This is a genomic window from Alkalilimnicola ehrlichii MLHE-1, assembly GCF_000014785.1.
Lineage (GTDB): Bacteria > Pseudomonadota > Gammaproteobacteria > Nitrococcales > Halorhodospiraceae > Alkalilimnicola > Alkalilimnicola ehrlichii.
The window spans coordinates 963900-977151 of record NC_008340.1 but is presented as its reverse complement, the minus strand read 5'-3'; the positions used below and the strand labels follow the sequence as shown (position 1 = coordinate 977151).

The following is a 13252-nucleotide window of genomic DNA, read 5'->3' as shown; positions in this document are numbered from 1 at the left end:
ATAGTCACCTAGTCTGTGGTCTGTCGCCAATAACCAGCGAAAGCAAGATTGTCCTCATCGTCATCCTCGGCTGGCGGCAACCATGGGTTCGACACATCCTCAGCAACAAAACTTGACCCTCCATTGAACACCACCTCACCGCTGGCAACGACTGACCCTGAAATATCGGAAGAACCGTTGTGAACAAAGTCCCCATCAGTCCAGTAGGTCGCCGTACTTGGCCCCGTCTTTCCATTAAACTCCATATTTCCTTGCGCAATAAATGCGGTATTCGACTCCCCTTCCGCCGAGTATTGCGCAGCACCATTATGAGTCAAATCACCGGTCGCAATAATCGTCACATCACTGAAACTACCTCCAACCTCCACATTCCCTTCACAATAATAGGTTATATGGCCTGTCGGATTATCTTCTCGGTCCACCCCACTGGATAATGCGTCACAATGCTCTTCACCAAAACGGACCTCAGAGTTCGGCTCATCATCTGGTGGAACCATTCCACCTTCAACAAACTCGGCTATGAAATCCTCGACGCGCGGAACGTCCAAAACGTCGGTTCTAAGAAAGTCCCCTTCCTCTAACCCAGCCCCATGAACAGCCCCATCCCCTGCAACAGATACGAGCCCCTCTACTGTACTAGGATTAGCGAAATCGATCGCTGTATTGGAGTGGACACCGGTAAGATAGTAAGACTTGCCATTCTGCACGAATTTGCCATCCGCAAAAATCCCACGATCAAATGCAGGATGGTTGTCATCGGTATACACTGGGGCCGGGACGAAAAGCTCAAAGTCTACACGCCGTACTGATCCAGCCTGTCCTGACACTCTCCCCTCGCTGCGGACATTTAACCACGCCTCGAAATCCGAGTGTGTATCGTCACACGGAGTCAATAGAGATAAGTTGTACTCTCCGTGCTCTCCGACAGTGCCAGCTAATCCATCGATTAATCCTTCCGCTGCATTGCAGTCGATGCCGGCACCCGCTTCATGCAGTTCTCTGAGTGCAGCAGCCACTCCACTATCCGCTGCAAACAAGGCATCCGTCTGCTGCTTCGAATTGCTGGCCATACGCTCCTGCAGCATCGCCTGGTTCGCGCCGGAGATGCCGATGACGGTCAGGACCAACAGGATGAGCATCGCTAGGATCAGGGCGGAGCCTGCCTCGCGGCGCTGGCCGGGTCTTGTCTCGTGCCTCATGGTGTCCATGGGTTGCTCCTGCACTTAGGGCCGTTTTGCCTGCCGCCGGGATGGCCCGGCGGCGGATTCCGTTAAAGGTGCCGCCAGGACAGCACCTCGACACCCGCCGGACCGAGCAGCCGGCGGGCGTTGTCCAGCGCCTGGCTGCTGAACCGGATCTCGCCGTTCCCGGAGATGGTGATGGCGGTCGAGCCCGTCCCCGAAGGGTCATCAAGGACCTGACCGTCCAGTCCGATGACGGCGCCGTAGAAGGTGGAGTTGCCGGTGTTCAGGCTGGCGCCGGGCATCAGGATCACCAGGCCCTCGTAGCTCATGGTGCCCTCGAAGCTGACCCCCGCTTCCACCACCAGCACCCCGGCACCCGACAGGTTGCCGGCGACACTCGAGCCACTGGCAAGGCGGCTGAACTGCGGACTGGTGCGGGTGCCCAGCTCGCCAGTTTGGTTGACCGCCCCGGTCACCACTGCGGGTTCACCAAGGGCATCGCTGATCTCCACCCAGGCGTCGAACCAGGCATTCCACGCACTCTCAGCCTGGAAGGGCTCAGAGATCATCTCGCTGGCCGGGTTGCCGGCGTACTGATTACTGCCACCCGCCAGTTCGCCGTCTCCCCAAAGCCGGGCGCCGGTCTTGTCCACTGTGCCCTCGGCGTTCCGATCGGGGTCGAGGCTGGTTCGACAACCCGCCCCCTCGCATTCGAAGTCGGCGGGAACGGGGTAGTCGCGCCCGTCCACACTGCCGGGTGAGCCGCCGGCGTTGACCGAGCAGCTAATGCTGACCCCGAAACAGCTCACGGCGGCGTCGGCCACATCACCGAAATCGCGCCCGGGGGCAATACCGACCAGGGTCTCCACCCGCCGCCGGGCCTGCACCTCGCCGTCGGCTGACAGGTGATCACCAGTGCTCAGCAGCCGGTAGCAGGCATCCGCCCCGGGGCCGCAGCCACCCAGCTGGCCGGGCAGCACCTCCGTGCAGTCCACCTGGAAACGGGTGAAGCGCCCACCCGGGGTCCCCGAGAGCATATTGGTCTCGCAGGTCAGGGGATTGTTCGGTCGCTCCAGCCACCAGAGCACCTCTGCGATACCGGACTCGGCGGCGAACAACGCAGCCGTCTGCTGCTTGGTATTGGCCGCCATCCGCTCCTGCAACAGGGTGACGCCCGCTGTGCTGATGCCAATCACGGTGAGCACCAGCAGGATCAGCAGGGCCACGACCAGCGCGGCGCCCCCCTGTGACGGGGACTGCCGTTGCAGTGGTGGGCTTGTGGGGTGCTGTGCGGGTGTCACCATCGGCCGAAGCTCCTAGTCGTTGCCCAGCGGGTGGAATGTGTGGTTGCGTACCGCCGTGGTGAACTCAATCCAGGGGATCGCGCGGTCATCCTCGTCCACACCGGGCGTTTCCTCGCCCCATAGAGTGAAGGTGAGGCGGATGGTGCGTACGTCAGTGGCATCCCCCGGGGCACTCTGATAGGTCAAATTGCTGCCCTGCCGGACACCGAATGCAATGCCCTCCAGCCGCAGGCCGTCCACCAGCGGGTTCAATGTGCCGCCATCGTCACTGAACCTTACCCGGTCGCCGGCGAACTTATAGATGGCCTTCACCACATCCCAGCCGCCGTCATCGTCGCAGTACCGCAGTGTGAGCTCGCTGTCATTGGCATCCCATTCGATCGTATCCTTCTCCTCCAGTCCGGTATCGGCTTTGCAATCATCCGGCGCGTAACCGGCCATGCGAATATCCCGGGCGATGAACTCGGTGAAGAAGCGGGCATCCTCGGCCACCCGGTTGATGTGCTGCTGGGTCTCCTGGGTCTGCCGGCTGGCGGCGAAGAGGCTCACCACCCCGAGCAGGATGATGCTGCCGATCAGCAGCGAGACCATGAGCTCCACCAGCGTCACACCCCGCTGCAGGCGCTGGCGTTGATTCAGGGCGTTCGTCATCACAGCCCCCTACAACCGGAACCAGTAATCGAAATCGATGCGGTCGTCATCCGGATCTCCCCCCCTGCCCCGTTCCGTCCACTCCAGGGTCAGCCGGTAGAGCAGATCATCGGTATTGGCACCCTCGTGGCTCAGCTCTGCCTCCAACGTGCCCGGGAAGAGGCCCCGAGTGGCCCGCGCCCAGCGGGCCAGGTCGTTGGCTGCAAGCTGTGCCTCGTTACAGGCCAACCCGCCCTCGCAAGCATCCGGATTGGCGGTGCTGATCTGAGCGAAGTCCGAGAAGTCGTAATCCCCGTCGACGACCGCACCCCGGTTGGCCCGCATCCGCTCCTCCAGGTCCAGCGCCTGTACGCTGGCCATAGAGCTCAGGTAGGCGCTGTGGCTGTAGCTGAGCATATTGGCCTGCAGCGCCAGCACGCCCAGCAGCCCGACGGAAATGATGACCAGCGCGATCAGGACCTCCAGTAGGGTGAAGCCGCCCTGGCGCCGCGGTCCTGTGGTTGAATGGATGGCTGATCTCATGGCTCATCCTCGCAATCGACAACCCCAACCTGTCCGCTCCGGCGGACCTCCACGCATCGGGGGTCAACGCCGGTACCGGTGTGACTCAGCCTATAGTGATAGGTCGCGCTTGGATCCGGCCGGCCACGGGGATCGAAGGTGACATCGGCCGTGCTGTCGACGGCGACGTTGGCATTGCGCGAAAAGCGCCGCTGCCGGTCCGACCCGCCACTGTCGGCATCCACCAGCAGCCAGCTCTCGGCATCTCCGGACATGGTCACCGTCCAGGGGCTGCCCTCGCGCACCGCCTGGCTCCGCGCCACGGTCAACGCCGTCACCATGTCGTTGGCGGCGGTGGTGAGCTGATTACGCGCCATGATCCGCTGCATCGACGGGGCGGCGATGGCCGCGACCACGGCCAGCACCACCAGCGTGATCATCAACTCGATAAGCGTAAAACCGTTAGACCTTTTCATGCCTTAAAGCATAAGGGCTATTGGGTAGGCCAGGCGCGGGCGCCGCGACTGGCGGCGTCCATCCGCCGACGAGCGGTCCCGGGCGGCCTCAGCACTCCGTGGTCACCGTCCGGATCCGCCCGTTGCGGGACAGGATCACCCGCCGCGACTGCCCGTTGAGACAGAACACCGCCGTGCCGGCCAGGAAGCCCCCGCCGGCCTGACGCGGGATCCCATCACCGCTGAACCGCGCCAGGCCGTCCTGCGGGAAGTTGACCTGGATTTCCGGCCCGGGGGCGGACCACAGCCGGTGGGTGGCGGACGGGTCGCTGGCATCCCCGGTGACCAGCCAGCCCTGGGAGAATTCGCCGTCCTCGTCACAGGCGCCATCCTGGCCGGCCGGGCACAAGACCGTGACGGTATTGGAGCGAACCGCCTGGCTGCGGGCGGTGTGCAGGGCGCTGATGAAGTCGTTGGCGGCAGTGGTAAGGCGCAGGCTGGTGATCACGCCGTTCAGGGCCGGCACTGCCTGGGTCAGGAGCACGGACGTGACGACCAGGACAATCAGCAGTTCAACCAGGGTTAATCCCTTTTGGTGTAACATGAAACCCTCCATGGCTATTGTGGGTGGCGCCGTGGTGACGCCCGCCGGCCTGCTAACGGACGGCGACGGGGCAATCCCTGCCCCATAAGACCGAAGACTAGCGTAGAACGGGCGGCTGAGGCGAGCTTGCGGGCCGCCGCTCGTCAGGGGATGGCGACCAACCGTCGGCTGCCGGATGAAAAGCGCGCGGTCGGCGGGCGAAGCTGGTGACAATCAGTCGGAGACATCGCCGCGGCCAGCGGCGGGGACGGCGGACGAGGATAAGGGTATGCGTGCAAAACGGCCGGGAAACAGCGGGTTCACACTGATCGAGGTGATGATCGTGGTGGTCATTGTGGGCATCCTGGCCTCGATCGCCTATCCGCTGTACACCAATCAGGTGATCCGCGGTGAGCGCTCTGATGGCCAGGCCGCGCTGATGAGTGTGGCGCAGCGCATGGAGCGGATGTACACCCGGGACAACGAGTACTCGGTACCGGGTAACCTCACGTCTGACCAAGGGCTTTGGGAGGTGGACGTGTCGTTACAGAACAACAATCAGGGCTTCCGACTCGAAGCTGACAAGGTGAGCGGGCGCGATGACTCAGATTGCGACGGCACGATGTTTCTGACGCATACCGGAGAGCGTGGGCCGGACGCCTGCTGGTAGTTGGCTGACAGCCGGCGAGACCCTGCCCCGTCACTGCGAGCCCCCATGGGGCGTGGCAGTCCAGGCGGGGGTGTGGATCGCCGCGTCGCTGCGCTCCTCGCGATGACGGGGGTGGTGCCCCGCACCCACCGTCACTGCGAGCCCCGCAGGGGCGCGGCAGTCCATGGCGGGGTGTGGATCGCCGCGTCGCTGCGCTCCTCGCGATGACGGGGGTGGTGCCCCGCACCCACCGTCACTGCGAGCGCGGCCCCACCCCCACCGTCACTGCGAGGAGGCGAAGCCGACGTGGCAGTCTACCGCCCTGGATCGCCGCGGGCCTTCGGCCCTCGCGATGACGGGTGGGGCGCCCCCCCTCGCGATGACGACCGAAAACCCGCGGCCCTCGCCATGGCAGCCCCGCCGTTCTTCCCTGATTCGCGCCCGCGCAGCGGGGCGGGGGCTCGCGATGACGGGGAAAGCCTTCGACCGTCGCGATGACCGGAGGGGCAGGGATGCACCGTGGTTATGCCGAGTCGCGGAGCTCCCGCGGCAGCGAGAACACCACTTTCTCCTCGATGCCCTTCGCCTCCTCCGGTGGGCGGGCGCCCCAGGCCTGGAGCTGGTCCAGGACCTGCCGCACCAGCACCTCCGGGGCCGAGGCGCCGGCGGTGACGCCGATGGCGTGGCGGCCCTCCAGCCACGCCCGCTGGAGTTGTTCCGGGCCGTCCACCAAGTGGGCCTCGACCCCCTTGCGCTCGGCCAGTTCCCGCAGGCGGTTGGAGTTGGAGCTGTTGGGTGAACCCACCACCAGCATCAGGTCCACCTGCTCAGCCAGTTGCTTGACCGCATCCTGCCGGTTCTGGGTGGCGTAGCAGATGTCGTTCTTGCGCGGGCCGGTGATGTTGGGGAACCGTTCGCGCAGGGCGTCGATGACGTTGGCGGTGTCATCCATCGACAGGGTGGTCTGGGTGACGAAGGCGAGGCTGTCCGGGTCGCGAACCACCAGCGCCTGGACGTCCTCGGGCTTCTCAACCAGGTAGATGTCGCCGCCGGCCCCCCCCTGGCGCTCATACTGGCCGATGGTGCCCTCCACCTCCGGGTGGCCGGCGTGGCCGATCAGCACCACCTCGCGCCCCTCCCGCGCGTACTTCTGCACCTCCATATGCACCTTGGTGACCAGCGGGCAAGTGGCGTCAAAGACCTGCAGCCCGCGGCGCTCCGCCTCGCGGCGCACGGCCTGGGAGACGCCGTGGGCGCTGAAGATGACCGTGGCGCCGTCCGGCACCTCGTCCAGCTCTTCGACAAACACCGCGCCCTTGTCCCGCAGGTTGTTGACCACGTAACGGTTATGCACCACCTCGTGGCGCACGTAGATGGGCGCGCCAAAGAGCTCCAGCGCCCGGTCGACGATGTCGATGGCGCGGTCGACGCCGGCACAGAAGCCGCGGGGGTTGGCGAGCAGGACTTGGGTCATGGCGGTGACACCTGGTTGGATTTCGCAGCTATTTTGTCAGCTATTGGGGCCCTGCGGCAACGGCGTGTGCTCACGCCTGCTTGGGCTCCAGGAAGATCATGTAGACCATCACCATGACCACCCCGACAGTGATACCGATGTCGGCGACGTTGAAGATGGGGTAGTGCCAGTCGCGCCAATAGACATGGATGAAGTCGATGACGTAGCCGTGCACCAGCCGGTCGATCAAATTGCCCACCGCCCCACCCAGCACCAGGGCCAGGCCACAGGCCAGGAAATGGCGGCGCCCGCGGATCTGGTGCAGCCACCACAGGATGTACAGCGACACCCCCAGGGCGATGGCGGAGAAGAACCAGCGCTGCCAACCCCCCGCCTCGCCCAGGAAGCTGAAGGCCGCCCCGGGGTTATAGCTGAGGGTGAGGTTAAGCACCGGCAGCAGCGCCACGCTCTGGTGGTAGACCAGCCAGTACTCGGCGGCCAGCTTACTGGCCTGATCCAGCAGCAGCACGACGAATGCCAGGCCGATCCACGGATTCATGCGACCTCGCTCAGGCGTAGTGACGGGTCTCACCCTCGCCGTCGACGTTGCTCACGCAACGGCCGCACAGCTCCGGGTGATCCGCATGGTGGCCCACATCCGGGCGATGGTGCCAGCAGCGGGTGCACTTGGGGTGCTGACTGGCTGCGGCGAAGAGGCGGAAACCCTGGCCATTCTCACCGGGGACCTCCACCGACTCCACCGGGGCCCGTTCCAGATCCTCCACGCGCGCCTCGCTGGTGATCAGCACGAAGCGCAGCTCGTCGCCCAGCCGGTCGAGCTTGGCCTTGAGCTCCGGCGGACAGAAGAGCTGCACCTCCGCCTGCAGGCTGGCGCCAATCACCTTGTCGTTGCGAAGCTGCTCCAGCTCCCGGTTGACACCGGCGCGCACCGCCAGCACGTCGTCCCAGAAGGCGCGCCCGAACGGGTCGCTGTCATCGAGCGGGAACAGGCCCTCGTACCAGGTCTCAAGCAGCACCGAGTCGCTGCGTTCGCCCGGCAGGTGCTCCCAGATCTCCTCGGCGGTGAAGGAGATGATGGGCGCAAGCCAGCGCACCAGGCCCTCGGCCACGTGCCAGAGGGCGGTCTGGCAGGAGCGGCGGGCGAGGCTGTCGGGCTTCGTGGTGTACTGGCGGTCCTTGATCACGTCCAGGTAGAAACCGCCCAGGTCCACCACGCAGAAGTTGTGCACCATCTGATAGATACGGTGGAACTCGTAGCGCTCGTAGGCCTCGCGCACCTGCTGCTGGAGCAGGTAGGCGCGGTCCACGGCCCAGCGGTCCAGGGGCAGCATATCCGGGGGGGCCACGGCGTGTTCGGCGGGCTCGAAGCCGTTGAGGTTGGCGAGCAGGAAGCGGGCCGTGTTACGCATGCGCCGGTAGGCGTCAGCGGTGCGCTTGAGGATGCCGTCGGAGACGGCCATCTCGGCGGAGTAGTCCGAGGAGGCCACCCACAGGCGCAGGATATCCGCCCCCAGGGTATCCATGACCTTCTGCGGGGCCACCACGTTGCCCCGGGACTTGGACATCTTGTGGCCCTTCTCGTCCACGGTGAAGCCGTGGGTAAGCACCCCCTTGTAGGGCGCGGTCTCGCGCACCCCCACCGAGGTGAGCAGCGAGGACTGGAACCAGCCGCGGTGCTGATCGGAGCCCTCCAGGTAGAGGTCGGCGGGCACCTGCAGCTCGTCCCGGCGCTCCAGCACCGTGGCGTGGGTGACGCCGGAGTCGAACCAGACATCCAGGATATCGGTGACCTTCTCGTAGCGCTCGGCGTCAGCGCCCAACAGCTCGGCGGGGTCCAGCTCGAACCAGGCGTCCACCCCGGCCTCCTCCACCCGCCGGGCCACGGCCTCGATCAACCGTTCGCTCTCCGGGTGGGGCTCACCGCTGCGCTTGTCCACGAACAGGGCGATGGGCACACCCCAGTTGCGCTGGCGGGAGATGCACCAGTCCGGCCGGCCGTTGACCATCGATTCGATCCGGGCCTGCCCCCACTCCGGATGCCAGCTCACCCCCTTGATGGCGGCCATGGCGTGCTCACGCATGCCCGCCTTGTCCAGGCTGATGAACCACTGCGGCGTGGCCCGGAAGAGGATGGGGGTCTTGTGGCGCCAGCAATGAGGGTAGCTGTGGCGGTAGGGCTCGTGGTGCAGCAGCGCGCCGCGCTCCGCGAGCAGGTCCACCACCTTCGGGTTGGCCTTGAAGACATGCTGTCCGGCGAAGAACGGGGTGTCGGGGAGGAAAACCCCGTTGCCGTCCACCGGGTTGTCGGTGGGCAGGTCGTACTGCTGGCCGACCACGTAGTCATCCTGGCCATGCCCGGGGGCGGTGTGCACCGCCCCGGTGCCGCCGTCGGTGGTGACGTGCCCGCCCAGGATCACCGGCACCTCGCGTTCCAGGAAGGGGTGCGCCAGTCGCAGGCCCTCGAGCACCGCGCCGTCGCAACGGCCGACGACCCGGTAGTCGTCCACCTCGTAACGGGCCATGGCCGATTCCACCAGCTCGGCCGCCAGCACCAGTAGTTCGTCGTCGAAAGCGACCACGACGTATTCCAACTCCGGGTGCAAAGCCACCGCCTGGTTGGCGGGCAGTGTCCAGGGGGTGGTGGTCCAGATGGGGATGGCGACCCGGCCGGCCGCGGCCGCCTCGCCCCCGAGTCCGGCCCGGCGGTCCAACTCCTCGGGCTCCAGCACGGCAAAGCGCACGTCGATGGCGGGCGAGGTCTTCTCCTCGTATTCCACCTCGGCCTCGGCCAGGGCGGAACCACAGTCGGCGCACCAGTGCACCGGCTTGAAGCCTCGGGTGACATGACCACGCTGGATGATCCGCCCCAGGGCACGCAGGATATCCGCCTCGGTGCGGTAATCCATGGTGAGGTAAGGGTTGTCCCAGTCACCAAGCACGCCGAGCCGCTTAAAATCCTCGCGCTGGCCGTCCACTTGGCTGGCGGCAAACTCGCGGCAGGCGTCGCGGAAGGCCCGCGGGCTCACCTTGGCGCCCGCCTTGCCCCGCTTTTTCTCCACCATCAGCTCTATGGGCAGCCCGTGGCAATCCCAGCCCGGCACATAGGGGACGTCGTAGCCGTCCATGCTGCGCGCCTTGATGATGATGTCCTTGAGGATCTTGTTGACCGCGTGGCCGATGTGGATGTCGCCGTTGGCGTAGGGCGGGCCGTCGTGCAGCACGAAACGGGGCTTGCCGGCGCGCTCGCGGCGCAGGCGACCGTAAAGGTCCGTCTGATACCAGCCGGCGAGCCGCTCCGGCTCCCGCTTGGCCAGATTGCCGCGCATGGGAAAGCCGGTCTTCGGCAGGTTCAGGGTGTGCTTGTAATCACTCACGTCGCGGTCCTTGGGGTCGGATCGGAAAGAGGGTTGTCATTGAACAGGGCCCGGGCTTGGTCCACGTCCCGGCCGATCTGGGCGCTGAGCGCATCCAGCGAGTCGAAATGCCACTCCTCGCGCAGCCGCTGGAGGAATCGCACTTGCAGATGGCAGCCGTATAGTCTGCCTTGCCAGTCCAGCAAATGCACCTCCAGCAGGTGCCGTTTGCCCCCCACCGCCGGGCGGGTCCCGACATTGGCCACCCCGGGCAGCGGCCGGTCGGCCACGCCCTCCACACTCACGGTGAAGATGCCCCCCAGGGCCGGCCGCTGGTTGGCGCGAAAGGCGATGTTGGCGGTGCGGAAGCCAAGCCGCCGGCCGATGGCATCACCCCGCACCACCCGGCCGGAGAGGGTGTACGGGCGGCCCAGGAGGTCCTCGGCCTCACCCAGGTCACCGGCAGCCAGGGCGGCACGTACGCGGGTGCTGCTGATGCGCTCACCGTCCTCGGTGGCCAGGGTCTCCAGGCGGTCCAGCTCGAAGCCGTGCCGGCGCGAGGCCTCGGCCAGCATGGCATAATCGCCCCGGCGGGCGCGGCCGAAGCGGAAGTCGTCACCGATCAGCAGGTGGCGCACGCCCAACCGGCCGATCAGCAGCTCGTCGACGAAGGCCTCTGCCGACATGCCGGCGAGGGCCGCGCCGAAGCGTGCCACCACCACCCGCTGCAGCGGGGTCTCGGCCAACGCCGCGAGCTTGTCGCGCAGGGGGGTGATGCGCGTGGGCGCCTGCTCCGGGCGCAGGGCCTCCAGCGGGTGCGGCTCGAAGGTAAGCAGCAGCGGCGGTACACCCAAGCGCTGCGCCGCAAGCCCCAGGGTGTCGAGCATGGCCTGATGGCCTAAGTGCACGCCATCGAAATTGCCGATGGTCAGCGCGCACCCGCGGTGGCGGGGCTGCAGATTGTGGAGGCCGCGTACCAGTTCCATACCGGGGGAGTGCTCGCAAAACCGCCATTATACAAGGTGTGCGATCAGCCTGCGCGCTCCGCGCCCGGCGGCTCCTTCATGGATCGCCAGTCCCACCCGAACAGGCGCAGGGCGGCGAAATAGACCGCAGCGGCAAGGAGCAGCCACCCACTCAAGCGCAGCACCCGCTCGGTGACACCGGCCTGCAACCATTGCTCCGGCTGACTGGCCGGCCATAGCAGTACCGCCCCCATCACTAGGGTGGCCAGGCCCACCCGCCGGCCCAGGGCGCTCCAGCCGGCACAGGGTGCGTAGTGGCCGCTGCGCCGCAGCGCGCGATAGAGCAGGGTCGCGTTGACCCACGCGGCAACCGCCGTGGCCATCGCCAACCCCACGTGCCCCACCCCGGTGTCATGGAGCCAGAGCACCGCACTGACGCTGAGCACCATATTGCAGAGCAGGCTGATCACCGCGCAGCGCACCGGTGTCCGCATATCCTGGCGGGCGAAGTGCCCCGGCGCCAGCACCTTGACCAGCACGAAACCGAACAGGCCCAGGCTGTACCCGGCCAAGCTCAGGGCAGCGGCCATCACATCCAGTTCGACGAACTGGCCGTAATGAAAGAGGGTGGCGATGATGGGCAGGGCCATGGCCGACAGGCCCACCGTGGCCGGCGCAATGAGCACCAGGACCCAGCGCAGCCCCCAATCCAGAGTCTGGCTGAACCGCTCCGGACTGGCGGCGGCGTGCTCCGCCGACAGGCGCGGCAACAGCACCATACCCAGGGCCACCCCGAACACCCCGAGGGGGAATTCCACCAAACGGTCGGAGAAATAGAGCCAGGTCACGCTGCCGGTGATCAGGAAGGAGGCCAGCACCGTGTCCAGCAACAGGTTGATCTGCGCCACCGAGGAGCCGAAGGCGGCGGGTGCCATCAGCCGCATGATGCGGCGCACACCGGGGTGGCGCCAGCCGAAACGGGGCCGGCGGAGCATGCCGATGGAGGCCAGAAAGGGCAGTTGCAGCAGCAGTTGCAGCACGCCCGCCACCAGCACGGCGACGGCCAGGGCCAGGATAGGCGTCTCCAGCAGCGGCGCGATACCCAGGGCGGCGCCGATCATACACAGATTGAGCAGCACCGGCGCGAAGGCCGGCGGCCCGAACCGGCCCCAGGTGTTGAGGATGCCAGCGGCCGCCGCGGTGAGGGAGATGAACAGGATGTAGGGGAAGGTCCAGCGCAGCAGCTCCACGGCCAGGCCGTATTTCTCCGGCTCGTTACTGAACCCGGGTGCGAAGAGCGTGACCACCCAGGGCGCGCCCGCCACGCCCAGGGCGGTGATCACCAGCAACACCGCCGCCAACACTCCCAGGGTATTCGCCGCCAGCGCACCCACCTCGTCCGGGCGCTTGGTCCGGTACTCGGAGAGCACCGGCACGAAGGACTGGGAGAAGGCGCCCTCGGCGAAGAGCCGGCGCATGAAATTGGGGATCTTGAACGCGACGATGAAGGCGTCGGTCTGCGGCCCCGAACCGAACACCCCGGCCACCACCATGTCGCGCACCAGGCCCAGCACACGTGAGACCATGGTGAGCGATCCGAAGGTAAAGACCGAGCGGAACATCCCCGCCTTCATGCCCCTGGGCTCCGGGTTGTGTCTGGCTCTTCCATGCGGCCCCTTTTATCCGGGTGAACAGGGTTGACATTGCGCTGTAGGGTGCGCATATTACCGGCCTTTCGTTCGCACTGCAGTGATTCAACCAGGAGTCGAGCTTTGGCTAACATCCCTTCGGCAAAGAAGCGCGCCCGCCAGGCGGAAAAGCGTCGCAAGCACAATCAGTCGCAACGGTCGATGATGCGCACTTACATCAAGCGCGTCGTGAACGCCATCAAGGCCGGCGACAAGGCGCAGGCCGAGGAAGCCTACAAGGTCGCCGTGCCGGTTATCGACCGCATGGCCACCCGCGGCCTGATCCACAAGAACAAGGCCGCCCGCCACAAGAGCCGCCTCAACCAGCACCTGCGCAACCTGCAGGGCTGAACCGACCGGGCACCCTGCCCGGCCGGCCACTGACAACGCCGGCACCCGGTAACAGGGGCCGGCGTTTTCTGCGTGGGCGAATGACGGACCCCAT

General features: G+C 66.1%; 13 protein-coding genes. 2 read left to right on the top strand and 11 right to left on the bottom strand.

Annotation, left to right across the window (positions count from 1 at the left end):
• Nucleotides 1-8: 8 nt before the first annotated feature.
• From MLG_RS15080 to MLG_RS14720, 6 genes are all read right to left on the bottom strand, one after another.
• Entirely contained in the window at nt 9-1208 is a 1200-nt protein-coding gene (locus MLG_RS15080) for a pilus assembly PilX family protein (protein ID WP_083761825.1), read from the bottom strand.
• A 62-nt stretch (nt 1209-1270) separates the two neighbouring features.
• The gene (locus MLG_RS14735) at nt 1271-2488 is read right to left on the bottom strand and encodes a pilus assembly PilX family protein (protein WP_011628609.1); all 1218 of its coding nucleotides are present in this window, start codon (nt 2486-2488) and stop codon (nt 1271-1273) included.
• 12 nt (nt 2489-2500) lie between these two features.
• On the bottom strand, nt 2501-3139 hold the full coding sequence (locus tag MLG_RS04440) for a PilW family protein (RefSeq protein ID WP_011628608.1): 639 nt from the start codon (nt 3137-3139) through the stop codon (nt 2501-2503).
• Between the two features lie 9 nt (nt 3140-3148).
• Entirely contained in the window at nt 3149-3661 is a 513-nt protein-coding gene (gene pilV / locus MLG_RS14730) for a type IV pilus modification protein PilV (RefSeq protein ID WP_011628607.1), read from the bottom strand.
• A complete protein-coding gene (locus tag MLG_RS14725) occupies nt 3658-4116 on the bottom strand; it encodes a GspH/FimT family pseudopilin (protein WP_011628606.1) in 459 nt (152 codons plus the stop codon). The genes pilV and MLG_RS14725 overlap by 4 nt, the downstream gene beginning before the upstream one ends.
• Before the next feature lie 88 nt (nt 4117-4204).
• Entirely contained in the window at nt 4205-4699 is a 495-nt protein-coding gene (locus tag MLG_RS14720) for a GspH/FimT family pseudopilin (protein ID WP_011628605.1), read from the bottom strand.
• Nucleotides 4700-4967: 268 nt separating this feature from the next.
• On the opposite strand from MLG_RS14720, the gene MLG_RS15835 reads away from it, so the two are divergent.
• Nucleotides 4968-5348, top strand: a complete 381-nt coding sequence (locus MLG_RS15835; protein ID WP_011628604.1) for a type IV pilin protein — start codon at nt 4968-4970, stop codon at nt 5346-5348.
• 502 nt (nt 5349-5850) lie between these two features.
• On the opposite strand, the gene ispH is transcribed toward MLG_RS15835, so the two are convergent.
• The 5 genes from ispH to murJ all read right to left on the bottom strand — a co-directional run bounded on the left by ispH (nt 5851) and on the right by murJ (nt 12753).
• Nucleotides 5851-6801: a 4-hydroxy-3-methylbut-2-enyl diphosphate reductase gene (gene ispH / locus MLG_RS04415; protein ID WP_011628603.1), complete on the bottom strand. Its 951-nt coding sequence runs from the start codon at nt 6799-6801 to the stop codon at nt 5851-5853.
• A 70-nt stretch (nt 6802-6871) separates the two neighbouring features.
• A complete protein-coding gene (gene lspA / locus MLG_RS04410) occupies nt 6872-7339 on the bottom strand; it encodes a signal peptidase II (protein ID WP_011628602.1) in 468 nt (155 codons plus the stop codon).
• Nucleotides 7340-7349: 10 nt separating this feature from the next.
• Nucleotides 7350-10175, bottom strand: coding sequence for an isoleucine--tRNA ligase (ileS, locus tag MLG_RS04405; RefSeq protein WP_011628601.1), 2826 nt, complete (start codon nt 10173-10175; stop codon nt 7350-7352).
• Nucleotides 10172-11140, bottom strand: a complete 969-nt coding sequence (locus MLG_RS04400) for a bifunctional riboflavin kinase/FAD synthetase (protein WP_011628600.1) — start codon at nt 11138-11140, stop codon at nt 10172-10174. The genes ileS and MLG_RS04400 overlap by 4 nt, the downstream gene beginning before the upstream one ends.
• Nucleotides 11141-11184: 44 nt before the next feature.
• A complete protein-coding gene (gene murJ, locus MLG_RS04395; protein ID WP_011628599.1) occupies nt 11185-12753 on the bottom strand; it encodes a murein biosynthesis integral membrane protein MurJ in 1569 nt (522 codons plus the stop codon).
• A gap of 138 nt (nt 12754-12891) precedes the next feature.
• On the opposite strand from murJ, the gene rpsT reads away from it, so the two are divergent.
• On the top strand, nt 12892-13158 hold the full coding sequence (gene rpsT / locus MLG_RS04390; RefSeq protein ID WP_011628598.1) for a 30S ribosomal protein S20: 267 nt from the start codon (nt 12892-12894) through the stop codon (nt 13156-13158).
• Nucleotides 13159-13252 lie beyond the last annotated feature (94 nt).

What these genes read in the sequence shown, in the direction of transcription:
- MLG_RS15080 (WP_083761825.1), bottom strand. Translation starts at nt 1,208, where the DNA reads ATGGACACCATGAGGCACGAGACAAGACCCGGCCAGCGCCGCGAGGCA.
- MLG_RS14735 (WP_011628609.1), bottom strand. Translation starts at nt 2,488, where the DNA reads ATGGTGACACCCGCACAGCACCCCACAAGCCCACCACTGCAACGGCAG.
- MLG_RS04440 (WP_011628608.1), bottom strand. Translation starts at nt 3,139, where the DNA reads ATGACGAACGCCCTGAATCAACGCCAGCGCCTGCAGCGGGGTGTGACG.
- pilV (WP_011628607.1), bottom strand. Translation starts at nt 3,661, where the DNA reads ATGAGATCAGCCATCCATTCAACCACAGGACCGCGGCGCCAGGGCGGC.
- MLG_RS14725 (WP_011628606.1), bottom strand. Translation starts at nt 4,116, where the DNA reads ATGAAAAGGTCTAACGGTTTTACGCTTATCGAGTTGATGATCACGCTG.
- MLG_RS14720 (WP_011628605.1), bottom strand. Translation starts at nt 4,699, where the DNA reads ATGTTACACCAAAAGGGATTAACCCTGGTTGAACTGCTGATTGTCCTG.
- MLG_RS15835 (WP_011628604.1), top strand. Translation starts at nt 4,968, where the DNA reads ATGCGTGCAAAACGGCCGGGAAACAGCGGGTTCACACTGATCGAGGTG.
- ispH (WP_011628603.1), bottom strand. Translation starts at nt 6,801, where the DNA reads ATGACCCAAGTCCTGCTCGCCAACCCCCGCGGCTTCTGTGCCGGCGTC.
- lspA (WP_011628602.1), bottom strand. Translation starts at nt 7,339, where the DNA reads ATGAATCCGTGGATCGGCCTGGCATTCGTCGTGCTGCTGCTGGATCAG.
- MLG_RS04400 (WP_011628600.1), bottom strand. Translation starts at nt 11,140, where the DNA reads ATGGAACTGGTACGCGGCCTCCACAATCTGCAGCCCCGCCACCGCGGG.
- murJ (WP_011628599.1), bottom strand. Translation starts at nt 12,753, where the DNA reads ATGAAGGCGGGGATGTTCCGCTCGGTCTTTACCTTCGGATCGCTCACC.